A 24,867-nucleotide genomic window follows, 5' to 3' on the forward strand; every position below is an offset into this window, starting at 1 on the left:
CGTGGAGACGACCGCGACGCGTGTTACACCGGATCCGGCGGCCCCGCCCCTGAGGGGCGGCCGGCAACCAACTCGACGGCACCACCTTCACGGCACTCATCCGTGCCACGGCCCCGTCCCGGAACACACGGGGGTTCCGGGGCAGGGCCGTGGCATCACGGTGCACCGATTGCCACCACGGCCGGGCAGTGCCTCGGGTTCGCGCGCCGGCCCGTCCTGGCCATCGCCGGCGGTCAGCCGCGCACGTGCAGCCCGAAACCCCGGTGGCCCGCGGGCTCCAGTCCCTCCTTCAGGTGCAGCGAGGGGATCTCGTAGTCACCGAAGTTCTGCCGCCGGAACGCGATCGGTTCGGTCGACTCCAGGGTGAGCAGGCGCTGTTCCCAGGCCTTGGCTACGTCGGTGTACTCCTCGTCGGTCATCCGGTCGGTGCCGTACCGCACGAACGGCGGCAGCACCTCGATGCCCGGGTAGTAGAGGATGCCGTGGTGGATCGGGAACAGCAGATCGTCGATGGGGCCGTTGATCCCACGAGCGGCGTAATGGGACTCCGGGCCGCCGGTGGTCACCGACAGCAGCGCCTTCCTGCCCGCGAGGGTGCCTTCGCCGAAGCGCTCGCCGTACTTGGTGTCGCTGTGCTCGCCGACGCCGTACGCGAAGTGGTAGGTGAACACCCGGTCCACCCAGCCTTTGAGGATCGCGGGCATCGAGTACCACCACAGCGGGAACTGGAAGATGATCGTGTCGGCCCACAGCAGCTTCTCCTGCTCGGCGCGTACGTCCGCGGTGAGCGTCCCGGCGTCGAAGGCCCGGCCCGAGTCCAGGGCGACCTTCAGCGGACTCGAGGCGTCGGGGCCGTAGTCCGCGGCGTCCACGACCGCCTTCCAGTTCATCGCGTACAGGTCGCTCACCCGTACCTCGTGCCCGGCGGTCTCCAGTGTGGACACCGCGAGGTCCTTCAGTGAGCTGTTGAGCGACTTCGGCTCCGGGTGGGCGTGGACGATCAGCGTCTTCATGGGAACTCCTTCGGATCGGATGCCTTCGATCCTGGGCGCCGCGGCGCCCGCTGTTCAGGGGCGCCTCTTCCATCGGACGGGACTTCCTGGTATCGGCAGGACCACCTTCACGGGCACGTCGCGGGAACCACGGAGGCCATACTGAGGGCATGGACGATCTTGCGAGCTTCCTGCGGACCCGGCGTTCCCGGGTCGACCCGGCGGCCGTCGGCATCCCCACCGACAGCCGGCGCCGCGTCGAAGGGTTGCGCCGCGAAGAGGTCGCGCACCTGTCCGGAGTCAGCGTCGACTACTACGTACGCCTGGAGCAGGGCCGCGCGACCCAGCCCTCCGAGCAGGTCCTCGACGCGCTCGCCGGTGTCCTCGGCCTGGACGAGACCGAGCGCGGGCACCTCTACCGGCTCGCCCGGCAGCGCCGCCGCCGCGCGAAGGCGCCGGGCGGGCGGGTCCGGCCGGAGCTGCTGCGCGTTCTCGACCTGGTCGCCGACGCACCTGCGCTGATCATGGACCATCGGCTGGACGTGCTCGCCGGGAACCGCCTCGCCGGGCTCCTCTTCGGCCGGCCGATGCCGGGCCTGAACACCGCCCGGCACATCTTCCTCGAGGAGGCCGAGCGCGGCCTTTACGCGGACTGGGAGAAGTGCACCCTCGACGTGGTCGGGCACCTGCGCCTGGCCGCCGGCAAGTACCCCGAGGACCCCCGCCTGGCCTCACTCATCGGCGAACTGGCGATGGGCAGCGAACGCTTCCGCCGTCTCTGGGCCCGCGCGGACGTGCGCGCCCGCACGCACGGACGCAAGGCGTACCGGCACCCGCTGGTCGGACTGCTGGAACTGCACCAGGAGAATTTCGCACTACCCGACGAGACAGGCATGGAGCTGCTGGTGCTGTCCGCGGCTCCCGGCAGTCCCGCCGAGGACGGGCTGCGCCTGCTCGCGGGGCTGGGCGCGGACAGCGGTGACGCGCAGCGCGCGGTGAACGCTCCGGTCCGCGAGTAGCTCGACGACGCCCGGTCCTTGACCGCCGTATCCGCTTCGCGGATGCTTTCGTTGCGATACGTGCGCTGCGTACCGCAATAAGAAACCAGCCGAGGAGTAGTCATGGCCCAGCAGGTTCGTGCTGTCGTCGCCCGGGGGAAGGGTTCCCCGGTCAGTCTGGAAACGATCATCGTGCCGGACCCCGGGCCGGGCGAAGCCCTTGTGAGGATCCAGGCCTGCGGGGTCTGTCACACCGACCTGCACTACCGCGAGGGAGGCATCAACGACGACTTCCCCTTCCTCCTCGGCCATGAGGCGGCGGGCGTGGTCGAGTCCGTCGGCGAGGGCGTGACCGATGTGGCTCCCGGCGACTTCGTGATCCTCAACTGGCGTGCGGTGTGCGGTCAGTGCCGCGCCTGTCGGCGTGGCCGCCCCTGGTACTGCTTCGACACCCACAATGCCGAGCAGAAGATGACCCTGCTCGACGGCACCGAGCTGTCCCCGGCGCTGGGCATCGGCGCCTTCGCCGAGAAGACCCTCGTCCACGCCGGACAGTGCACCAAGGTCGACCCCGCCGTCTCCCCGGCGGTCGCCGGTCTGCTGGGCTGCGGTGTCATGGCCGGCATCGGCGCGGCGATCAACACCGGCAACGTCGGCCGTGGCGACTCCGTCGCCGTGATCGGCTGTGGCGGCGTCGGCAACGCCGCCATCGTGGGGGCCCGGCTGGCCGGGGCGGCGACGATCATCGCGGTCGACATCGACGACCGCAAGCTCGAGACCGCGCAGCGGATGGGCGCCACCCACACCGTGAACTCCCAGGCCACCGACCCCGTCGAGGCCATCCGCGGGCTGACCGGCGGCAATGGCGCCGACGTCGTCATCGAGGCGGTCGGCAGGCCGGAGACCTACCGGCAGGCGTTCTACGCCCGCGACCTGGCCGGGACCGTCGTGCTGGTGGGCGTGCCCACGCCCGAGATGAAGCTGGAGTTGCCGCTGCTGGACGTCTTCGGGCGCGGTGGCTCGCTCAAGTCGTCCTGGTACGGCGACTGCCTGCCGTCCCGGGACTTCCCGATGCTGGTCGACCTCCATCTGCAGGGCCGCCTCGACCTGGGCGCCTTCGTCACCGAGACGATCGCCCTGGACGAAGTCGAGAAGGCCTTCGACCGGATGCGCAACGGTGACGTGCTGCGTTCGGTGGTGGTCTTCTGATGGCCGCCGCTTCCGCCGTCCGCATCGACCATGTCGTCACGAGTGGGACGTTCAGTCTCGACGGCGGTACCTGGGACGTCGACAACAACGTCTGGATCATCGGCGACGACAGCGAGGCGATCGTCATCGACGCCGCGCACGACGCCGCCGCCATCGCGTCCGCTGTCGGGGACCGTACGCTGCGCGCGATCGTGTGCACACACGCCCACAACGACCACATCGACGCGGCTCCCGCGCTGGCGGCACTGACCGGTGCGCCGATCCTGCTCCACCCGGATGACCTCTTCCTGTGGAAGCAGACCCACCCGGAGCGGTCTCCCGACGGCGAACTCGCCGACGGCCAGGAGCTGTCGGTGGCCGGGATCGAGCTGGCTGTTCTGCACACCCCGGGCCACGCGCCAGGTGCGGTGTGTCTGTACGCGCCCGAGCTGGGCACCGTCTTCACCGGCGACACGCTGTTCGCCGGCGGTCCGGGGGCCACGGGCCGCTCCTTCTCGGACTTTCCGACGATCATCGACTCCATCCGGGAGCGGTTGCTCACGCTGCCGCCCGGCACGGTCGTCCGTACCGGACACGGCGACGGGACGACCGTCGGAGCCGAGGCGCCGCAGCTCGACGAGTGGATCAAGCGAGGCCACTGACCGCCCCTGAGCTGCCCGTTCGTACGTCAACCGCCCCATGCTGTGGGGCGGTTTTCGTGTCTCTTGACAGCGGCTGGGGGCGCCTCCAAACTGTTGTTGCGCTTCCCGCAATCAGTTTCGTTATACGCACCGAGGTGTCATGAAGATTCCCGTGTGCCGGCTCGCGGATCTGCCGCGAGGCGAGGCCTACCGGCTCGAAATCGACCCGCCTGTCTCGGTGTTCCACACCGACGACGGAGAGGTCTTCGCCATCGACGACACATGCACCCACCAGGACGCCTCACTCGCTGACGGCTGGCTGGAAGGGTGCGAGGTCGAATGTCCGCTGCACGCGTCGAAGTTCGACCTGCGCACCGGCGCGGTCGACACATCGCCGGCCAAGCGTCCCGTCCGAACACACCAGGTCCTGGTCGAGGACGGCATGATCTACGTCGAGCTGTCCCCGGCCGCGCCCAACCTCCCGCCCTGCGTCGGGGCCCGGCTCGCGCAAGGCTCCGCGTGAGAAGCGTGGCCGTGGTGGGTGCCTCGCTCGCCGGTCTGTCGGCCGCCCGCTCCCTGCGCAGGCAGGGGTACGACGGGCGGCTGGTCATCATCGGCGACGAACCCCACCGGCCCTACGACCGGCCCCCGCTGTCCAAGGAGTTCCTCACCGGGGCCGTCGCCGAGGCCGACCTCGCCCTGGAAGCGGACGGCGAGGACCTGGCCGCCGAATGGCTGCTCGGCGCCCGTGCCACCGGCTTCGACCGTACCGAGCGCCGGATACGCCTCGCCGGTGACACAGCCGTCCGCGCCGACGGCATCGTCATCGCCACCGGCGCCGCTGCCCGCACACTGCCGGCCCGTGCGGGCGGGCGGAAGCTGGCCGGCGTCCACACGCTGCGCACCCTGGACGACGCCCGTGCGCTGCGGGACGACCTGGCCCGTGGCGGGCGCCTGGTCGTCATCGGCGGCGGCTTCATCGGTGCCGAGGTCGCCTCGACGGCGTACGCCCTCGGGCTGGACGTGACGGTCGTCGTGGTGGCGCCGACTCCGCTGGCCCGACCGCTCGGCGAGACGATGGGCGGTGTCGTGTCATCGCTCCACGCCGACCACGGTGTACGGCTGTTGTGCGGCGTCGGGGTCAAGGGGTTCAGCGGCGGCGAGCGAGGAGAGGCGGGAGTCCCGACGGCCGACGGCCGGGGGAGGGTGACAGCGGTCCTCCTGGAGGACGGCCGCCGGCTGCCCGCCGACATCGTCGTCGTCGGGGTGGGCGCCCGGCCGAATGTGGAATGGCTGGAGAGCTCCGGCATCGAGCTGGAGAACGGCGTCAAGTGCGGTGCGGACGGCCGCACCAACCTCACCGCCGTCGTCGCGGTCGGCGACTGCGCCAACTGGTACGACCCCGCCGCCGGAATCCACCGCCGCGTCGAGCACTGGACCGGCGCCAAGGAACGCCCCGCCGTCGCCGTCACCACCCTGCTGTCCGGTGGCGCCGGGGAGCCGGGACCCGTCAGGCCGCCGTACTTCTGGTCGGACCAGTACGGCGTACGGATCCAGTTCACGGGCCATGCGGCCGCGGCGGACAGTGTCACGGTCGAGGAAGGAGCGGCGGACGACCGCAGCTTCCTCGCGGTCTACCGCCGTGCCGGGGCTCCGGTCGCGGTGCTCGGGATGGACCAGCCTCGGCTGTTCACCCGCTGGCGCAAGCAACTGGCTGCCGCCGGGGCTTGACAGCGGGGGCCGCGCGCCACATTCTGCCCGCAAGAAGTTGCGCCATCCACGTCAGGTTGCACATCACACAACGTCCCCAGGGAGTGCCCACGTGACATCGACCAGCCTGCCGGACAGCCTGATCGCCACCCTCCCCGGCTCCTGCTACACCGATCCGGAGGTCTTCGCCCAGGAGCAGGAACGGATCTTCGAGACGATGTGGTTCTGCGTCGCGCGCGCCTCGGAACTCGCCAGGCCCGGCGCCTTCCGGACGGTCGAGGTGGGCCGCGAGAGCATCCTCGTCGCCCGCTCCCGCGACAACGCGATCCGCGCCTTCTTCAACGTGTGCCGGCACCGCGGTGCCAAGCTCCGCACCGAGGAGTCCGGCGAGGTCAGCCGGGCCTTCCAGTGTCCCTACCACGCCTGGACGTACGACCTCACCGGCAAGCTGATCGCCGCTCCCAACCTCACCAAGATGCCGGACGTCGGCCGTACCGAGTACGGCCTGGTGGGTGTGCACGTACGCGAATGGCTCGGCTATGTGTGGGTCTGCCTGGCCGAGGAGCCGCCCAGCTTCGAGGAGCAGGTCATCGGCGCGGTCGTGGAGCGGCTGGGCGATGTGGAGCCGATCGAGCACTACGACATCGACAACCTCGCGGTCGGCAAGCGGATCGTCTACGACGTCAAGGCGAACTGGAAGCTCATCATCGAGAACTTCATGGAGTGCTACCACTGCGCGACGATCCATCCCGAACTCACCGAGGTGCTACCGGAGTTCGCCGACGGCTACGCCGCCCAGTACTACGTCGGCCACGGCGCCGAGTTCGGTTCGGACATCCAGGGTTTCACGGTCGACGGCACCGAGGGCCTGGACCGGATACCCGGTGTGTCCCCCGACCAGGACCGCCGCTACTACGCGATCACCGTCCAGCCGCAGGTCTTCATCAACCTCGTGCCGGACCATGTCATCTTCCACCGGATGTACCCGGTCGCCGCCGACCGCACGATCGTCGAGTGCGACTGGCTCTACCTCAAGGACGTCGTGGACAGCGGCAGGGACGTCAGCCGCTCCGTCGAGCTCTTCGACCGCGTCAACCGGCAGGACTTCGACGCCTGCGAGCGCTGCCAGCCCGCCATGAGCTCCCGCCTGTACGCCAAGGGTGGCGTCCTGGTCCCCAGCGAGCACCACATCGGCGCCTTCCACGAGTGGGTCCAGGAGCGGCTGGGGACGGCTCCTCAGCCGAGGTAGCCCATCCGGTGGCTGATCTCCGCCGCTCCCCTGATCAGTGTCGGTGCCAGCTCGTGCATCCGCTCCTCGGTGAAGCGGTAGGACGGCCCGGACACGGTGACCGCCGCGATGACCTCGCCGTCGCGGGAGCGGACGGGCGCGGCCATGGCGTGCAGGCCGACCTCCAGCTCCTCCAGGGTCCAGGCGTAACCGCGCTCCCTGGCCTCGGCGAGGTTCTTCTCCAGCTTCGTCTTCGAGGTCAGGGTGTGCGGGGTGAGCTTCTCCAGGCCCGCGTCCATGATCAGCTCGGCGCGCTCCCTGGCGGGCAGGTGGGCCAGCAGGATCTTGCCGCTGGACGTGGCGTGCAGCGGGGTCAGCTGGCCGACCCAGTTGTGCGCGCTGACGGCGGCCGGGCCGCGCACCTGGAAGAGGTTGATCGCGAACTGCTTCTCCATGACCGCGATGTTGACGGTCTCCTCGAGCTCCTCGGCCAGCCGTTCGCAGACCGGGCGTCCCTGCTGGGTGATGTCGATCCGTCCGGTGACGGCGCCGGCCAGCCGGACGATCCCGAAGCCGAGCCGGTACTTGCCGCGCTCGGCGGCCTGCTCCACCAAACCGCGCGCTTCCAGGGCGCCCAGCAGCCGGAAAGCGGTCGACTTGTGCACGTCGATCTCCGTGGCCACTTCGCTCACCCCGGCCTCGCCGCGCTGAGCCAGGATCTCCAGGACGCTGATCGCGCGGTCGACGGACTGGACGCCGCCGGTCTGCGACCCGGCAGTTTCGTTATCTGCGCTGAAGTTGCTCATAGCGGAACTATACGCGCGGTAAACAACAGGCCGGGGGAAGTGAAAGGGAGGCGATGGCTCTCCAAGTTGCGTGGCACGCAACCTGGTGCGTATGGCGCTACTCGTACTAGCATGCCTCGCGTATCGACGGCGCGAGCGAGACGAGACAGCCATGGCTCCCTTGCAGTACGACTTCGTCATCGTCGGCGGCGGCTCGGCCGGCAGCGCGCTGGCCAACCGGCTCTCCGCCGAACCGGCCAACCGCGTGCTGGTGCTCGAAGCCGGCCGCTCCGACTACCCGTGGGACATCTTCATCCAGATGCCCGCCGCCCTCACGTTCCCCATCGGCAGCCGCTTCTACGACTGGAAGTACGAGTCCGAGCCCGAGCCCCACATGGGCGGCCGCCGCGTCTACCACGCACGCGGCAAGGTCCTCGGCGGCTCCAGCAGCATCAACGGCATGATCTTCCAGCGCGGCAATCCGCTGGACTACGAGCGCTGGGCCGCGGACCCGGGGATGGAGAAGTGGGACTACTCCCACTGCCTGCCCTACTTCCAGCGCATGGAGAACTGCCTTGCCGCCGACCAGGACGATGAGTTCCGTGGCCACGACGGCCCGCTCGTCCTCGAACGCGGACCCGCGTCCAGCCCGCTCTTTCCCGCGTTCCTCGCGTCCGTCCAGGAAGCCGGCTACCCGCTCACGGACGACGTCAACGGCTACCGCCAGGAGGGCTTCGCCGCCTTCGACCGCAACGTCCACCGCGGGCGTCGGCTGTCGGCCTCCAAGGCCTATCTGCACCCCGTCATGAAGCGGCCCAATCTCACCGTCAGGACCCGGGCGCTCGTCACCCGCGTCCTCTTCGAGGGCAAGCGCGCGGTCGGCGTGGAGTACCAGCGCGGTCGCGGCAAGCCGCAGCGGGTACGGGCCGGCGAGGTCATCCTCTGTGGCGGTGCCATCAACTCACCCCAGCTGCTGCAGCTCTCCGGTGTCGGCAAGGCGGAGGAGCTGCAGGATCTGGGCATCGAGGTCGTCCACGATCTGCCGGGCGTCGGCGAGAACATGCAGGACCACCTTGAGGTCTACGTGCAGTACGCCTGCAAGCAGCCGGTCTCCATGCAGCCGTACATGAAGAAGTGGCGCTATCCCTTCATCGGCCTGCAGTGGCTGTTCCGCAAGGGTCCGGCCGCCACCAACCACTTCGAGGCCGGAGGCTTCGCCCGCAGCAACGAGGACGTCGACTACCCCAACCTGATGTTCCACTTCCTGCCGATCGCGGTCCGGTACGACGGTTCCTCGCCTGCGGGCGGGCACGGCTACCAGGTGCACGTCGGGCCCATGTACTCCGACGCCATCGGCTCGGTGAAGATCAAGAGCAGGGATCCGCGCGAGCATCCGGCGCTCCGCTTCAACTACCTGTCGACCGAGCAGGACCGGCGGGAGTGGGTCGAGGCGATCCGGGTGGCCCGCAAGCTGCTCAACCAGCCCGCCATGGAGCCGTACAACGCCGGGGAGGTCTCGCCCGGGCCGTCGGTCGCGACGGACGAGGAGATCCTGGACTGGGTCGCCAAGGAGGGCGAGACGGCCCTGCATCCGTCCTGCACCTGCAAGATGGGGACCGATGCGATGGCGGTCGTGGACCCGGACAGCCTGCGGGTGCACGGCGTGCAGGGCCTGCGCGTCGTGGACGCGTCCGTCATGCCCTACGTCACCAACGGCAACATCTACGCCCCCACGATGATGATCGCCGAACGGGCCGCCGACCTCATCCTCGGCAAGGACCCCCTGCCGCCCTCCAAGTCGGCGTACTACCGCCACCGCGACCCGCGGTGAGGACGCTTCTGCAGCGGGTCCGCTACGAGGTCCTGCCGGCCGGCCCCACCGAGGACCAGGTCCTCGCCCATGTCCCGCGCGACGTGGTGATCACCGTCACCGCGTCGCCGGTCAAGGGCCTCGACCCCACCCTGGACCTCACCGTCCGGCTCGCGGGCCATGGCTACCGCGTCGTCCCGCATGTGCCCGCGCGCCTCCTGCGCGACGGTGCGCACGTCGCGGAGATCGCCGACCGGCTCCGGGCCTCCGGCGTCGAGGACGTCTTCGTGCCGGCCGGCGACGCGAACCCCTCGGCGGGTGCGTACGAAGGGGCCTTGCCCGTGCTGCGGCAGTTGAGCGAGCTGGGCAGCCCCTTCCGCCATGTCGGCATCACCGGCTATCCCGAGCGGCATCCCCTGATCGACGACGACATCACCATTCAGGCCATGTGGGAGAAGCGCGTCCACGCCACGTACATCGTCAGCAACCTGTGCTTCGACCCGCAGGTCCTGGGGGAGTGGGTCGGGCGCATCCGGCGCCGCGGCGTGGCCCTGCCCGTGCATGTGGGGGTGGCGGGGCCCGTGGAGCGGACGAAGCTGCTCGCCATGGCCACCAAGATCGGCGTCGGTGAGTCGACGCGCTTCCTGACCCGGCACGCCTCGTGGTTCGTCCGCCTCTCCGCGCCCGGCGGCTATTCGCCGGAGCGGTTCCTCACGCGCACCGCGCCCGCGCTGACGGCGCCCTCGGCGGTGGTGGCGGGGCTGCACGTCTTCACGTTCAACCAGATCGCCGAGACCGAGCGCTGGCGCCGCGCGATGCTCGAGCGCGCCGACAACTGATGCGTTCCGCACCACCTCTGCGAGGGTGCCGGCGCGCTCGCACGACGTGGCGTCAGCGGAAGACCACCGTGCGGTTTCCATCGATCATGACGCGGTTCTCGCTGTGCCATTTCACCGCGTGCGCGAGTACCTGCGCCTCGACATCGCGGCCCACGGTCACCAGCTCCTCCGGGTCGAGCGAGTGGTCGACCCGGACCACGTCCTGCTCGATGATCTGCCCTTCGTCCAGCTCCGGGGTGACGTAGTGCGCGGTCGCCCCGACCAGCTTGACCCCGCGGTCGTACGCCTGGTTGTAGGGACGTGCGCCCTTGAAGCTCGGCAGGAAGGAGTGGTGGATGTTGATCGCCCGCCCCTCCAGCTGCTTGCACAGATCATCGGAGAGGACCTGCATGTAGCGGGCCAGCACCACCAGCTCGATGTCCAGCTCACGCACCAGCTCCAGCAGCCGCGCCTCCGCCTCGGCCTTGGTCTCCCGCGTCACCGGCACGTGCAGGAACGGCACGTCGTAGGTGTCCGCGAGTGCTTCGAACTCCCGGTGATTGGAGACGATCGCCGGGATCTCGATGTTGAGCGCGCCGGTCCGCTGCCGGAAGAGCAGGTCGTTGAGGCAGTGCCCGAACTTGGACACCATGATCAGCGTGCGCGTCGGGGTGGCCGCGTCCCGCAGCGTCCACCTGATCCCGTACGCCTCGGCGACCGGGCCGAATCGGGAACGCAGAGTTTCCAGACCTGTGTCCGGATCGGAGATGTCGAAGTGGACCCTCATGAAGTACCGGCCCTTGAGCCGCTCGTCGAACTGCTGGCTCTGCAGGATGTTGCCGGAGTTGCGTACGAGGAAGCCGCTCACCGCGTGGACGATGCCGGCCCGGTCCGGGCACGCGAGGGTGAGGACGTACTCGTGGCCGGGTTGTGGGCGAGGGGACATATGCGACCTCCGCTGGTGCGTAATGAGCAACAGAGTGAGTGATGCGCAACATGGTCCAGTCCCGTAAGGCCTGCGGTCAAGAGGTGAAGCCCGCAGGTATCAACCCCTTGACGCGCGCCACCCGTTCGGCCAGGGTGTTCCACCACAAGCAATTCGATGCGCTATGCGCAACGGATTCGTCTGAAGGGCTCATCGCGTGGCGGACCTGTATCTGGACGGTGAGTGGCGCGACCCGGTTGCGGGCGGCCGCCGGGAGATTCGCTGCCCAGCCGACGGCACGCTCGTCGCGAGCGTGGGCGAGGGGATGCGGGCCGACACCGAGGCCGCGATCCTCGCAGCACGCCGTGCCTTCGACGCGGGACCGTGGCCGGGCACGCCGGAGCGCGAGCGCGGGGCGCTGCTCCTTCGCGTGGCGGACATCCTGGAACGGGACGCGAAGGAATTCGCCAGGGCCGAATCGCTCGACACGGGCAAGCGGCTCGTGGAGAGCGAGTACGACATCGCGGATGTCGTCTCCTGTTTCCGTTACTACGGCGGGGTCGCGGGCACCAGCGCGGGCCGGGTCATCGACACGGGCCGCGACGACGCCATCAGCCGGGTCGTCCACGAGCCGATCGGTGTCTGCGGCCTGATCACCCCCTGGAACTACCCTCTTCTTCAGGCCTCCTGGAAGGTTGCGCCGGCCCTCGCCGCGGGCAACACCTTTGTCCTGAAGCCCAGTGAGCTGACCCCGTCCACCTCGATCCTGCTCATGCGGGCGCTGGAGGAGGCCGGGCTCCCCGCGGGGGCCGCCAACCTCGTCCTGGGCACCGGGCCGGAGGTAGGGGCGCCGCTGTCCGAGCACCCGGATGTGGACATGGTGTCCTTCACCGGCGGGCTGGAGACCGGAAAGCGGATCATGGCCACGGCCGCCGCGACGGTGAAGAAGGTCGCGCTGGAGCTGGGCGGCAAGAACCCCAACGTCATCTTCGGCGATGCCGACTTCGAGACGGCCGTGGACTTCGCGCTCACGGCCGTCTTCCTGCATTCGGGCCAGGTCTGCTCGGCCGGCGCCCGGCTGATCGTCGAGGACTCGCTGCACGACGCCTTCGTCGACGAGGTCGTACGCCGCGCGCGGCAGATCCGCCTCGGCGGACCCTTCGACGCCGCGGCCGAGACCGGCGCGCTGATCTCCGCCGCCCACCGCGACAAGGTCGAGGCCTATGTCGCCGCCGGCATCGCCGAAGGCGCCGTCCTGCGCTGCGGCGGCGCCCGCCCGGACGACCCCGCGCTCGCGGACGGCTTCTACTACCCGCCGACCGTTCTCGACGAGTGCACCCAGGACATGCGCGTGGTGCACGAGGAGTCCTTCGGCCCGGTGCTGACCGTCGAACGCTTCAGCGGCGGCGAGAACGCCGAGGACGAAGCCGTACGCATCGCCAACGACACGGATTTCGGACTGGCCGGTGCCGTCTGGACACAGGACGCGGGCAAGGCGCAGCGAGTCGCCCGCCGGCTGCGCCACGGCACCGTATGGATCAACGATTACCACCCCTATGTGCCGCAGGCGGAGTGGGGTGGGTTCGGGCAGTCGGGCGTGGGCCGGGAGCTGGGACCTGCCGGCCTGGACGAGTACCGCGAGCCCAAGCACATCTGGCAGAACATCCAACCGCGGCCGCAGCGCTGGTTCCGCAGCTGAAGCGCACCGGGCCGGAGACCTGAAGCCCGGAAGGCCGAACACCTGAAGCATGGAGAGAGGTCGACAGTGATCCCAGCACAGACCGAGGTGTCGCGGCGGCGCGACAGGTCCCAGGACCCGGATCAGGACCGGACCCCGGTCATCTCCGTGCGCGGGCTGTGGAAGGTGTTCGGGCCGAAGGCCGAAAAGGTGCCGCAGTCCGAGGAGTTGTGCGGCCTGTCGCGCCGTGAGCTCATGGACCGTGCGGGATGCACGGCGGCGGTGCGGGACGTGAGCTTCGACGTGTCGCCCGGCGAGGTCTTCGTGGTCATGGGCCTGTCCGGCTCGGGCAAGTCCACCCTGGTGCGATGTCTGACCCGGCTGATCGAACCAACCGCCGGCCAGGTCGTCTTCGAGGGCGAGGACATCCGCGACGCCGACCCCAAGCGCCTGCGGGAGCTTCGCCGGCACAAGTTCTCCATGGTCTTCCAACACTTCGGGCTGCTGCCGCACCGGTGCGTGGTGGACAACGTCGCGTACGGCCTGGAGATCCGCGGCATGGGCAAGGCGCAGCGCACCAAGCGCGCGCTGGAGGTCGTCGAGCTGGTGGGCCTGTCCGGCTACGAGAACTCCTACCCCGACCAGCTCTCCGGCGGTATGCAGCAGCGTGTCGGCCTCGCGCGGGCGCTGGCCGGCGATCCGGATGTGCTGCTCTTCGACGAGCCGTTCTCGGCGCTGGACCCGATGATCCGGCGGGACATGCAGAACGAGGTCATCCGGCTGCACCACGAGGTCGGCAAGACCATGGTCTTCGTCACCCACGACCTGTCCGAGGCGCTCAAGCTGGGCGACCGCATCCTGATCATGCGCGACGGCAAGACGGTCCAGTGCGGTACGGGCGACGAACTGGTCGGCGCTCCCGCCGACGACTACGTCCGCGACTTCGTGAAGGACGTGCCGCGTGCCGATGTCCTGACGCTGCGCTGGATCATGCGCCCGGCGGGGCCGGACGACGATCTCGGCGGACCCGAGTTCGGCCCGGACGTGGTGGTGCGGGACGCCACCAGGGCGGTGTTCGACGCGGTGAAGCCGGTCAAGGTCGTCGAGAACGGCAAGCTGCTGGGTGTCGTCGGCGACGAGGAGATCCTCGCGGTGATCGCGGGCGTGGAAGGCGGCGCGTGATGGCCGTCGTCGCCCAGGTGCCCACGCGACTGGGGGCGATCCGCGCCATCCCGCGCCGGTTCGTCGTCGCCGGGATACTGGCCCTCTGGCTGCTGATCTTCGCCGTGTTCCGCGGCCACCAGACGCTCGCGCTGGCGGCGGCCGACCTGACCGGTCTGCACCGCTGGTTCAACGACGTCAACGACTCGATCGGCGCCGACCGCAACAGCAATCCGCTCTTCCTCTACTTCTTCAACGAGATCCGGCTGGTCATCGACAACCTGGTGACCTTCATCCAGTCGCTGATCTCCCAGCCCTCGAGCGGCCGCGGAGTCCCGCAGATCGGGTGGCTCGGTGTCGTCGGCATCGTCGGCTACCTCTCCTGGGCCCTGGGCAACGTGCGGGTCGCGCTGCTCGCCATGGCCGGCTTCACCTTCTTCGGGCTGCAAGGCCTGTGGCAGGAGAGCATGGACACCCTGGCCCTGACGCTCTCGGCGGTCTTCGTCTCGCTCCTCATCGGCATCCCGCTCGGCGTGTGGGCCGGGATGTCCGACCGGGCCAACCGGATCATGACGCCGTTCCTGGACTTCATGCAGACGATGCCGACCTTCGTCTATCTCGCCCCGCTCACGCTGTTCTTCCTCATCGGGCCGGCCTCCGCCACGATCGCCACGCTGATCTACGCGGCGCCTCCCGCGATCCGTATCACCGCGCACGCCATTCGGTCCGTGCCGGCGACGACGGTCGAGGCGGCCTATTCGCTGGGCTCGACGCGGCGCCAGACGCTCACCAAGGTGCTCCTGCCGATGTCCAAGCGGACCGTGGTGATGGGCATCAACCAGACCATCATGGCCGCCCTGGCCATGGTCACCATCGCCGCGCTGATCGACGCACCCGGGCTCGGCAAGACCGTGGTCAAGGCGTTGCAGTCGCTGGACGTCGGCACAGCGTTCAACGCTGGTCTCGCCATCGTCGTCATGGCCATCGTCCTCGACCGCGTTACGACGGCGGCGAGCGAGCGCAGCGCGACCGGGGTCCCCTCAGCAGAGGGGAGGGGCCGGGCTCCCGGTCGCCTGGGCGGCCCGTTCGTGAAGTGGCGCCGGCATCTGCTGGTGGCGGGCGGCGTGGTGGCCGCGGTCCTGGTGTATCTGTCGCACACCTACGTGTGGGCGGCGGAGTTCCCCGGCGAGGGCAGTACCGGCAGCACCATCGCCAGTGCGGCGGACACCGTGACCACCTGGGCGCAGGACCACCTCTCCGGCATGACGAACGCCCTGCGTGACGCCGTCACCAACGGTCTGCTCAACCCCTTTCAGTCGCTGCTGACCGACTCCCCGTGGTGGCTGGTCGGCGCCGTCCTGGTCGCCGTCGGAGCCGTGCTGGGCGGCCGGCGGGCCGGAGTGACGGCCGGGGTGTGCGTGGCCCTGCTCGTCGGCACCGGCATGTGGTCGGACAGCATGACGACGCTGGCGTCGACCGCCGTGGCGACGGTGCTGGTGATGGCCCTCGGGGTCGTGGTGGGCGTCTGGATGGGGCGCAGCCCTATGGCCGACCGGCTCATCCGGCCCACTCTGGATGCGGCGCAGGTCATGCCGCCGTTCGTCTATCTGGTGCCGTTCCTCGCGCTGTTCGGGGCGACCCGGTTCACCGCGATCGTCGCCGCGGTCGTCTATGCGGCGCCCGTCACGATGAAGATCATCGCGGACGGGGTGCGGGCCGTGCCGGAGACCACCGTCGAGGCGGCCGCGGCTGCCGGGTCCAATACCTGGCAGATCATCACCAAAGTCCAACTGCCGATGTCACGCAGCGCCCTGGCTCTCGCTGTCAACCAGGGCCTGATCTACGTGCTGTCGATGGTTGTAGTGGGCGGCCTGGTCGGTGCGGGCGCCCTCGGCTACGACGTCGTAGCCGGTTTCTCGCAAGGAGAGCTGTACGGCAAGGGGCTGGCGGCGGGACTCGCCATCGTGTTGCTCGGCGTCATGTTCGACGGGATCACACAGGCGGCGGCGCGCCGTACCACGGCGGTGAACGGCCGTCGGCACTAGGCAGTCAAAAGGAGCACGACACATGGCAATACACCTCGTCGCGGGTACCCGTCCCGCGAGATGGCGCGCCGGCGCGGCCGGACTGACCGTACTGGGTCTCGCCCTCACCGCCTGCGGCGGTGCCAAGGTCGGTGACACCCCCTCCGCCGCGGGCAGCAGCTCCGGCGGTAAGTGCGGCACCTTCAATCTCGCCGTCAACCCGTGGGTCGGCTACGAGGCGGACGCGGCGGTCGTCGCCTACGTCGCGGAGCACAAACTCGGCTGTACGGTCAAGAAGAAGGACCTCAAGGAGGAGGTCGCGTGGCAGGGCTTCGGGACCGGTGAGGTCGACGCGGTCCTGGAGAACTGGGGCCATGACGACCTGAAGAAGAAGTACATCACCGATCAGAAGACCGCCGTGGCGGCCGGCCCGACCGGCAACAACGGGGTCATCGGCTGGTACGTACCGCCGTGGCTGGCGAAGAAGTACCCGGACATCACCAGTTACAAGAACCTCAACAAGTACGCGTCGCAGTTCAAGACCTCGGAGTCGGGCAGCCAGGGCCAACTGCTGGACGGCGACCCGTCGTACGTCACCAACGACGCGGCGCTGGTGAAGAATCTGAACCTGAACTTCAAGGTGGTGTACGCGGGCAGCGAGACCGCGCTCATCCAGGCCTTCCGGCAGGCCGAGAAGAAGCAGGAGTGGATCCTCGGCTACTTCTACGAGCCGCAGTGGTTCCTCTCCGAGGTGCCGCTGGTCAAGGTCGACCTGCCCCCGTACAAGGAGGGCTGCGACGCCGTCGCGGCGGCGGTCGCCTGCGACTATCCCGTGTACGACCTGGACAAGATCGTCAGTACCAAGTTCGCCGCGTCGGGCAGTCCGGCCTACAGCCTGGTCAAGAGTTTCTCGTGGACCAATGACGATCAGAACCTCGTCGCGAAGTACATCGCCGTCGACAAGATGTCGGACGAGGCGGCTGCGAAGAAGTGGGTCGAGGCCAATGGCGACAAGGTGGCCGCCTGGCTGAAGTGACCTGTCGGGTGGCGGGAGAAACGTTCCGTCGGCGACCTCCCGGACGACGTCCGGGGGAGCCCCACCTGACCACCGGCGTGACGCACGTCGGCGAGAGCACACCGCAGTGCCCGGAGAGCTGTTCCGACAGCCCTCCGGGCACTGTCGTTTGCCCCCTTGACACCTCCCGGAGGGACCGGCACATTGAGTTGCGCAACCTGAAGCTTGTTGCGCTGAAAGCAACTCGGACTGCTGTAAGGCGGAGGTGCGGCGATGGCGGGACCCCGAGTGGTCATCATCGGAGCGGGCGTCGTGGGAGCGGCGCTGGCGGACGAACTGTCCGCCGCGGGCTGGACGGAGATCACGGTCGTCGACCAGGGCCCGCTCCCCGCCACCGGAGGCTCCTCGTCGCACGCCCCGGGTCTGGTCTTCCAGACCAACTCCTCCAAGACGATGACCGAACTCGCCCGCTACACCGTCGAGAAGTTCTGCTCCCTCGACGTCGACGGCCAGCCCTGCTTCCTCCAGGTCGGCGGCCTCGAAGTGGCCACCACGACCGACCGCCTCACCGAACTCCACCGCCGCCACGGCTGGATCACCGCCTGGGGCGTCGAAGCCCGGCTGCTGAGCTCCGAGGAGTGCGTGGAACTCCACCCGCTCGTGGACCCCTCGCGAGTCCTCGGCGGGCTGCTGGTGCCCACGGACGGCCTCGCCAAGTCCGTGCTCGCGGTCGAGGCGCAGATCCGGCAGGCGAAGGAGCGCGGTGTCCGTTTCCTCGCCCGCCACGAAGTCCTCGACGTGCTGCAGAGCGACGGAAGCGTCAGCGGCGTCCGCACCGACCAGGGCGAGATCCCCGCCGACATCGTCGTGTGCTGCGCCGGCATCTGGGGCCCGAAGATCGCCCGCATGGTCGGCATGAACCTCCCGCTCACCCCGCTCGCCCACCAGCTCGCGTGGACCGGCCCGGTGCCCGCCCTGGAAGGCCAGACGGAGGAGGCCGTCCGCCCGATCCTGCGCCACCAGGACGCCGACCTCTACTACCGCGACCGCTTTGACCGTATCGGCATCGGCTCCTACGGTCACCGCCCGATGCCGGTCTCCGTCGACGACATCCGCTCGGTGCAGGCAGCGGACGCGGCCGACGAGATGCCGTCGGTGCTGAAGTTCACCGAGGGCGACTTCGCGGACGCCTGGACCGAAACGCAGTCCCTCCTCCCCGCCACCCGCGAAGCCAAGATCGAGGAGGGCATCAACGGCCTGTTCTCCTTCACCACAGACGGGCTTCCCCTCCTGGGCGAGTCACCGGAGGTGAAGGGCTTCTGGGTCGCCGAGGCCGTCTGGGTCACCCACTCCGCCGGCGTGGCGCGGGCCGTCTCCGAATGGCTGGTCGACGGCTACTGTTCCTCCTTCGACCTGCACGAGTGCGACGTCAACCGGTTCGAGCCGCACCAGCTCTCCCCGGAGTACGTCCTCGCCCGCGACTGCCAGAACTTCGTCGAGGTGTACGACATCCTCCACCCGCTCCAGCCGCCGGGCGCCCCGCGCCCGATCCGCACCAGCCCCTTCTACGGACGGCAGCAGGAGCTCGGTGCTGTCTTCCTCGAGGCGAACGGCTGGGAGCGCCCCCAGTGGTACGAGGCCAACGCCGCACTGGTCGAGGGCCGTTCCATCCCCACCCCCAACGACTGGGCCGCCCGCTACTGGTCCCCGATCGTCGGCGCCGAGGCCCAGACCACCCGCGAGACCGTCGCGATGTACGACATGACGGCCCTCAAGCGCCTGGAGGTCAGCGGACGCGGCGCGGCGGCCTTCCTGGAGCGGCTGTCCACCGGCAAGATCGACAAGTCCGTCGGCTCGGTGACGTACACGCTCCTCCTGGACGAGGACGGTGGCATCCGCAGCGACGTCACGATCGCCCGCCTCGCCCGTGACCTCTTCCAGGTCGGCGCGAACGGCAATCTCGACCACGACTGGTTCACCCGCCACCTCCCGGACGACGGTTCGGTCGCCGTCCGCGACATCACCCCCGGCACCTGCTGCATCGGCCTGTGGGGCCCGCTCGCCCGCCAGGTCCTGCAGCCGCTGGCCGACTGCGACTTCTCCAACGACGGCCTGAAGTACTTCCGCGCCAAGCGCGCCCACATCGGCTCCGTGCCGGTCACAGCGATGCGGCTGTCGTACGTCGGCGAACTCGGCTGGGAGCTCTACACCACGGCCGACCACGGCCTGAAACTCTGGGACACGCTGTGGGCCGCCGCCCGGCCGCTCGGCGGCATCATCGCCGGCCGCGGAGCCTTCAACAGCCTGCGCCTGGAGAAGGGCTACCGCTCCTTCGGAACCGACATGACCTACGAGCACGACCCCTACGAAGCCGGCGTCGGCTTCGCCGTCAAGCTCAACAAGCCCGACTTCATCGGCAAGGCGGCCCTCGAGCGTCGCAAGGCGGAGGTGAAGCGCCGCCTGACGTGCCTGACGATCGACGACCCGTCCGCCGTCGTCATGGGCAAGGAACCCGTCTACGACGGCGACCGCCCCGTCGGCTACGTCACCAGTGCCTCCTACGGCTACACCATCGGCAAAGGCATCGCCTACGCCTGGCTCCCGGCCGAGCTCGCCACCCCCGGGCACGTGCTGCACGTCGGCTACTTCGATCAGCGGGTCGCCGCGCAGGTCGCCGACGAGCCGCTGTTCGACCCGTCCATGTCCCGCCTCCGCGGCTAGTCAGGAGACGCCCGATGAGCCCCCGCACCCCCGGCGCCGATCTCCCCGAGCACCCCGACTGGCTGTGGCGCACGCCCGAACCGAAGAAGTCGTACGACGTCATCATCGTCGGCGGCGGCGGACACGGCCTCGCCACCGCCCACTACCTGGCCAGGAACCACGGCATCACCAACGTCGCGATCCTGGAGAAGGGCTGGCTCGCGGGCGGCAACATGGCCCGCAACACCACCATCATCCGCTCCAACTACCTCTGGGACGAGAGCGCCGGGATCTACGAGCACGCGCTCAAGCTCTGGGAGGGCCTGGAGGAGGAGCTGGACTACCCGATCCTCTTCTCCCAGCGCGGCGTACTCAACCTCGCCCACAGCCTCCAGGACGTGCGCGACAGCGTCCGCCGCGTGGAGGCCAACCGCCTCAACGGCGTCGATGCCGAATGGCTCGACCCGCGGCAGGTCCAAGAGGTCTGCCCGATCGTCAACATCTCCCCGGACGTGCGCTACCCGGTGATGGGCGCCACGTACCAGCCCCGCGCGGGCATCGCCAAGCACGACCACGTCGCCTGGGGCCTCGCCCGCTCGGCGGACGCCGCCGGCATCGACATCATCCAGAACTGCGAAGTCACCGGCATCGACATCGCCGGCGGCCGGGTGATCGGGGTTCAGACCACCCTCGGCCCGATCGCGGCGGGAAAGGTCGCGCTCTGCTCGGCGGGCCATTCGTCGGTCCTCGCCGCCATGGCGGGCTTCGAGGTGCCGCTGCAGAGCCATCCGCTGCAGGCGCTGGTGAGTGAGCTGCTGGAGCCCGTCCACCCCACCGTGGTGATGTCCAACGCCGTGCACGTCTACGTCAGCCAGGCCCACAAGGGCGAGCTCGTCATGGGCGCGGGCATCGACTCGTACAACTCCTACACCCAGCGCGGCGCCTTCCACATCATCGAAGAGCAGATGTCCGCCGCGCTGGAGCTCTTCCCCGTCTTCGCCCGCGCGCACGTGCTGCGCACCTGGGGCGGCATCGTCGACGTCAGCCCCGACGCCTCACCGATCGTCGGCCTGACCCCGGTGGACAACCTGTACCTCAACTGCGGCTGGGGCACCGGTGGTTTCAAGGCCACCCCCGGCGTGGGATGGGTCTTCGCCCACACCATCGCCCACGACGCCCCGCACCACCTCAACGCCCCCTTCTCGCTCGACCGTTTCACCACCGGCGCGCTCGTCGACGAGCACGGCGCGGCCGCGGTAGCCCACTGAGGAGCCCGAAACCATGCTGCTCATCCCATGCCCCTGGTGCGGACCCCGCGACGAGGCCGAGTTCCACTACGGCGGTCAGGCGCACCTCGCCTACCCCGAGGACCCCTCGGCCCTGACGGACGAGCAGTGGGCCCGCTACCTCTTCTTCCGCGACAACCCCAAGGGGCCCTTCGCCGAGCGCTGGATGCACTCGGCGGGGTGCCGCCGGTGGTTCAACGCGGTACGTGACACGTCGACGAACGAGTTCATCGAACCTCGCTGCGGGCAGACCGCTCCGCGTGGCGAGCGCGGTGAGTTGGGGGAGGGTGGGCGCAACACGACCACCGGCCCGCAGCCGACCACGAAGCCTGGGGGTCCAGAGGTGGAGTCCCCGGTTTCGGAACGGGACCGGGCGGGGGAGACCCAGCCGTTCCGGCGCGCCACCGGTGGCCGCATCGCGCGCAGTGACCGGCTGGCGTTCACCTTCGACGGAGTCGCCTACGAAGGCCATCCCGGCGACACCCTCGCCTCCGCCCTCCTCGCCAACGGCGTCATCCGGACCAACACCAGCATCAAGCTCGGCCGCCCCCGCGGCATCTTCTCCGCCGGTGTCGAAGAACCCAACGCCGTCATCCAGATCGAGGAGCCCTTCCCCGAGCCGATGCTCCCCGCGACGACCGTCGAGCTGTACGACGGCCTCGTCGCGACCGGCCTCCCCGGCAGGGGACGGCTCGCCACCGAGCCCGACCCCGCCCGCTACGACGCCGTGCACGCCCACTGCGACGTGCTGATCGTCGGCGCGGGTCCGGCCGGACTGGCCGCGGCCGCGGCCGCCGCCCGCAGCGGTGCCCGCGTCATCCTCGCCGACGACCAGCCCGAGCTCGGCGGAAGCCTCCTCAGCACCGGCCGGCTCCCCTCCTGGCCGGCCGAGGTCGCGGCGCTGCTCGAAGCGAGCGCGGACGTACGCGTCCTGCGCCGCACCACCGTCTTCGGCTACTACGACGACAACCACCTCCTCGCCGTGGAGCGCCGCACCAACCACCTTGGCGCCCACGCCCCGGACAACGTCTCCCGCGAGCGCGTCTGGCGCATCCGCGCCCGCCGAGTCGTCCTCGCCACCGGTGCCCACGAGCGCTCCCTCGCCTTCGCCGACAACGACCGCCCGGGCGTCATGCTGGCCGCTTCAGCCCGTAGTTACGTCAACCGCTACGGAGTCGTCCCTGGGCGCAGGGCCGTCGTCTTCACCACCAACGACAGCGCCTACGCCGCCGCCCGTGACCTCGCCGCCGCGGGCGTGGACGTCGTGGCGATCGTCGACACCCGCCGCGAGCCGGGCGCGCAGGTCCCCGGTGTCGAAGTCCTGGCGGGCCACGCGGTCATCGGCACACAGGGCGGGGACCGCCTCACCTCGGTCACCGTCGCGCCGTACGGATCGGAAGGGCCGGACGGATCGCAGGGATCGGGCGGGTCCGACGCACCGCAGCGCGAGTTCACCGCCGACCTGCTCCTGGTCTCCGGCGGCTGGAACCCCGTGGCGCACCTGTTCAGCCAGGCCGGCGGCAAGCTCCGCTACGACGACGCCCTCGGCTCCTTCGTCCCCGACAGCTGCCGGCAGGCGGTCGAGGTGGCGGGCACCGCCAACGGCGTCTTCGACCTGGCAGCGGTCCTCGCCGAGGGCGCCGCGGCCGGCATCCGTGCCATCGAGGCCGCGGGCTACCCGGCTGCGACCTCCCAACTCCCGCCGGTGACAGCCGAGCCGGCCTCCCCGCCCGCGCACGTCCATGTGGTCCCGGGCGCCGCCGAGGCGTCGAGCTTCGTCGACCTTCAGCGCGATGTCACCGTCGCCGACCTCACGCGGGCCGCCGGCACCGGGATGCGGTCCGTCGAGCACACCAAGCGCTACACCACCGCCGGCACCGCCAACGACCAGGGCAAGACCTCCGGCGTACTGGCGTCGGGCACCGTCGCCCACCTCCTCGGTGTCGACATCTCCGTCCTCGGCACGACCACCTTCCGGCCCCCGTACACCCCGGTCTCCTTCGCCACCCTCGCGGGCCGCGACCGAGGTGTCCTCCACGACCCGGCCCGCCTCACCGCCCTCCACCCCTGGCACACCGCTCACGGTGCGCGCTTCGAGAACGTCGGCCAGTGGAAGCGCCCGTGGTACTACCCGCTGTCCGGGGAGGACATGGAGACCGCCGTCCTGCGCGAATGCCGTGCCGCCCGCGAGGGCGTGGCCTTCATGGACGCCTCCACCCTCGGCAAGATCGACGTCCAGGGCCCGGACGCCGGGGTCTTCCTCGACCGGATCTACACCAACATGATGAGCACCCTGAAGGTCGGCATGATCCGCTACGGCGTCATGGCCCGCCTGGACGGCATGATCTTCGACGACGGCACCGCCATCCGCCTCGCCGACGACCGCTACATCGTCACCACCACCACGGGCAACGCGGCCGCCGTCCTGGAGTGGATGGAGGAGTGGCTGCAGACGGAATGGCCCGACCTGCGGGTCCGCTGCACCTCCGTCACCGAGCAGTGGGCCACCGTCGCTCTCGTCGGTCCCCGTTCCCGTGAGGTCCTCGGCGGCCTGGCCCCCGGCCTGGACGTGCAGAACGACAGCTTCCCCTTCATGGCCTGGCGCGACACGACCGTCGCGGGCATTGCGGCCCGCGTCTGCCGGATCAGCTTCTCCGGCGAGCTGGCCTACGAGATCAACATCTCCCCGTGGGACGCCCTCGCCCTGTGGGAGGCGCTCGACGAAGCGGGGACCCCGTACGGGATCACCCCGTACGGCACCGAGACCATGCACGTCCTGCGCGCGGAGAAGGGCTACCCGATCATCGGCCAGGACAGCGACGGCACGGTCACCCCGCAGGACCTCGGCATGAGCTGGGTCGTGTCGAAGAAGAAGCCGGACTTCGTCGGCAAGCGGTCCTACAGCCGCGCCGACACCCTCCGCCCCGACCGCAAGCACCTCGTCGGGCTGCTCCCCGAGGATCCCAGCGCCTTCCTCCCGGAGGGCACCCACCTCGTCGCCGACAGCGTGCTCCCGGCACCTCCCGTTCCGATGCTCGGTCACGTCACCTCCAGCTACCGCAGCGCCGCCCTCGGCCGGACCTTCGCGCTCGCCCTCATCAAGGGCGGCCGGGACCGCATCGGCGAGCGGCTCTACGCCCCCGTCGGCGACCGGCTGATCCCGGTGACCGTCGCCAGCCCCGTCCTCTACGACCCCGAGGGAGCCCGCCGCGATGGCTGAGACCGCCACCCGGACCACCCGCCACAGCCCCCTGGCGCACGCCGCCGACCGCTTCGCCGCCGCCACCCGCACCTCCAGCGGCGATCTGCGCCTGGCCGAACTCCCCTTCCGCACTCAGCTCAACGTCCGCCTCGACCCCAAGGGCCCCGCCGGCGACGCCGTCGGGCTCGCGCTCGGCCTCCCGCTCCCTCTCGAACCCGACACCGCGGTACGGGCCTGTGACGCCGTCCGTGACCTGGCCGTCCTCTGGCTCGGACCCGATGAATGGCTCGTCGTCGGCCGGCCCGGCACCCAGCAGGACCTGGAGAGCCGGATCCGTGCGGCCATCGGCGAGGAGCCTGCCGCTGTCACCGACGTCTCCGCCCAGCGCACCACCCTGCTGGTCGCCGGCCCCCGCGCCCGCGACCTGCTCGCCCACGGTTGCTCCCTCGACCTGCACCCCCGCGCCTTCGGCCCCGGCCGCTGCGCACAGACGACGCTCGCCCGCGCGCAGGTCGTCGTCGTAGGCCGCAAGGGAGGCTTCTGGCTCCTCGTCCGTTCCTCCTTCGCCGACTATGTCGCGGACTGGCTCCTCGACGCCGCCACCGAATACCTCTGAGAACGGGCCCTGACCCCGGAGCCGGGACACTGGCGGGCGGCGCCCGCCAGTGTCCCGGCTGGCGACGCCGGCTCCATCACCGCAGTGCAG

19 protein-coding genes are annotated in these 24,867 nt (G+C 69.9%); 16 read left to right on the forward strand and 3 right to left on the reverse strand.

The features are described from left to right. Positions 1-233: 233 nt before the first annotated feature. On the reverse strand, positions 234-1,013 hold the full coding sequence (locus tag C6N31_RS27505) for an NAD(P)H-dependent oxidoreductase (protein WP_138351842.1): 780 nt from the start codon (positions 1,011-1,013) through the stop codon (positions 234-236). A gap of 149 nt (positions 1,014-1,162) precedes the next feature. Between C6N31_RS27505 and C6N31_RS27510 the strand changes: the two genes are divergently transcribed. From C6N31_RS27510 to C6N31_RS27535, 6 genes are all read left to right on the forward strand, one after another. Then, positions 1,163-2,011, forward strand: a complete 849-nt coding sequence (locus C6N31_RS27510; protein ID WP_138351841.1) for a helix-turn-helix transcriptional regulator — start codon at positions 1,163-1,165, stop codon at positions 2,009-2,011. Positions 2,012-2,113: 102 nt separating this feature from the next. Beyond that, positions 2,114-3,199 (forward strand): S-(hydroxymethyl)mycothiol dehydrogenase, encoded by a 1,086-nt coding sequence (locus C6N31_RS27515; RefSeq protein ID WP_138351840.1) that lies wholly within the window; start codon positions 2,114-2,116, stop codon positions 3,197-3,199. Continuing rightward, positions 3,199-3,840, forward strand: coding sequence for an MBL fold metallo-hydrolase (locus C6N31_RS27520; RefSeq protein ID WP_138351839.1), 642 nt, complete (start codon positions 3,199-3,201; stop codon positions 3,838-3,840). The genes C6N31_RS27515 and C6N31_RS27520 overlap by 1 nt, the downstream gene beginning before the upstream one ends. 139 nt (positions 3,841-3,979) lie before the next feature. Then, positions 3,980-4,342 (forward strand): bifunctional 3-phenylpropionate/cinnamic acid dioxygenase ferredoxin subunit, encoded by a 363-nt coding sequence (locus C6N31_RS27525; RefSeq protein ID WP_138351838.1) that lies wholly within the window; start codon positions 3,980-3,982, stop codon positions 4,340-4,342. Then, a complete protein-coding gene (locus C6N31_RS27530) occupies positions 4,339-5,550 on the forward strand; it encodes an NAD(P)/FAD-dependent oxidoreductase (RefSeq protein WP_138351837.1) in 1,212 nt (403 codons plus the stop codon). Before C6N31_RS27525 ends, C6N31_RS27530 begins: the two co-directional genes overlap by 4 nt. Before the next feature lie 91 nt (positions 5,551-5,641). Continuing rightward, positions 5,642-6,778: an aromatic ring-hydroxylating oxygenase subunit alpha gene (locus tag C6N31_RS27535; protein WP_138351836.1), complete on the forward strand. Its 1,137-nt coding sequence runs from the start codon at positions 5,642-5,644 to the stop codon at positions 6,776-6,778. Here C6N31_RS27535 and C6N31_RS27540 read toward each other — a convergent pair. Next, the gene (locus C6N31_RS27540) at positions 6,766-7,563 is read right to left on the reverse strand and encodes an IclR family transcriptional regulator (protein ID WP_138351835.1); all 798 of its coding nucleotides are present in this window, start codon (positions 7,561-7,563) and stop codon (positions 6,766-6,768) included. The genes C6N31_RS27535 and C6N31_RS27540 overlap by 13 nt on opposite strands. A 151-nt stretch (positions 7,564-7,714) precedes the next feature. Here C6N31_RS27540 and betA point away from each other — a divergent pair, with 151 nt between their 5' ends. Continuing rightward, complete coding sequence (gene betA, locus C6N31_RS27545; protein ID WP_138351834.1) at positions 7,715-9,373, forward strand: choline dehydrogenase; 1,659 nt, start codon at positions 7,715-7,717, stop codon at positions 9,371-9,373. Continuing rightward, a complete protein-coding gene (locus C6N31_RS27550; protein WP_138351833.1) occupies positions 9,370-10,191 on the forward strand; it encodes a methylenetetrahydrofolate reductase in 822 nt (273 codons plus the stop codon). The genes betA and C6N31_RS27550 overlap by 4 nt, the downstream gene beginning before the upstream one ends. A 52-nt stretch (positions 10,192-10,243) precedes the next feature. Here the strand turns inward: C6N31_RS27550 and purU are convergent, their stop codons facing one another. Then, positions 10,244-11,116: a formyltetrahydrofolate deformylase gene (gene purU, locus C6N31_RS27555; protein WP_198358493.1), complete on the reverse strand. Its 873-nt coding sequence runs from the start codon at positions 11,114-11,116 to the stop codon at positions 10,244-10,246. 196 nt (positions 11,117-11,312) lie between these two features. Between purU and C6N31_RS27560 the strand changes: the two genes are divergently transcribed. From C6N31_RS27560 to C6N31_RS27595, 8 genes are all read left to right on the forward strand, one after another. Beyond that, positions 11,313-12,794: an aldehyde dehydrogenase family protein gene (locus C6N31_RS27560; RefSeq protein ID WP_198358494.1), complete on the forward strand. Its 1,482-nt coding sequence runs from the start codon at positions 11,313-11,315 to the stop codon at positions 12,792-12,794. A gap of 66 nt (positions 12,795-12,860) precedes the next feature. After that, positions 12,861-13,955, forward strand: a complete 1,095-nt coding sequence (locus C6N31_RS27565; protein WP_198358495.1) for a quaternary amine ABC transporter ATP-binding protein — start codon at positions 12,861-12,863, stop codon at positions 13,953-13,955. Continuing rightward, positions 13,955-15,979: an ABC transporter permease gene (locus C6N31_RS27570; RefSeq protein WP_138351829.1), complete on the forward strand. Its 2,025-nt coding sequence runs from the start codon at positions 13,955-13,957 to the stop codon at positions 15,977-15,979. Before C6N31_RS27565 ends, C6N31_RS27570 begins: the two co-directional genes overlap by 1 nt. A gap of 22 nt (positions 15,980-16,001) precedes the next feature. Further along, the gene (locus tag C6N31_RS27575) at positions 16,002-16,994 is read left to right on the forward strand and encodes an ABC transporter substrate-binding protein (protein ID WP_138351828.1); all 993 of its coding nucleotides are present in this window, start codon (positions 16,002-16,004) and stop codon (positions 16,992-16,994) included. A gap of 252 nt (positions 16,995-17,246) precedes the next feature. Further along, the gene (locus C6N31_RS27580; protein ID WP_198358496.1) at positions 17,247-19,694 is read left to right on the forward strand and encodes a GcvT family protein; all 2,448 of its coding nucleotides are present in this window, start codon (positions 17,247-17,249) and stop codon (positions 19,692-19,694) included. Positions 19,695-19,708: 14 nt separating this feature from the next. After that, entirely contained in the window at positions 19,709-20,941 is a 1,233-nt protein-coding gene (locus C6N31_RS27585; RefSeq protein WP_138351826.1) for a sarcosine oxidase subunit beta family protein, read from the forward strand. A 13-nt stretch (positions 20,942-20,954) separates the two neighbouring features. Then, complete coding sequence (locus tag C6N31_RS27590) at positions 20,955-24,179, forward strand: sarcosine oxidase subunit delta (RefSeq protein WP_138351825.1); 3,225 nt, start codon at positions 20,955-20,957, stop codon at positions 24,177-24,179. Further along, complete coding sequence (locus tag C6N31_RS27595) at positions 24,172-24,777, forward strand: sarcosine oxidase subunit gamma (protein ID WP_138351824.1); 606 nt, start codon at positions 24,172-24,174, stop codon at positions 24,775-24,777. Before C6N31_RS27590 ends, C6N31_RS27595 begins: the two co-directional genes overlap by 8 nt. Positions 24,778-24,867: the final 90 nt, after the last annotated feature.

The organism is Streptomyces fildesensis (genome assembly GCF_016107395.1).
Taxonomy (GTDB): Bacteria; Actinomycetota; Actinomycetes; order Streptomycetales; family Streptomycetaceae; genus Actinacidiphila; species Actinacidiphila fildesensis.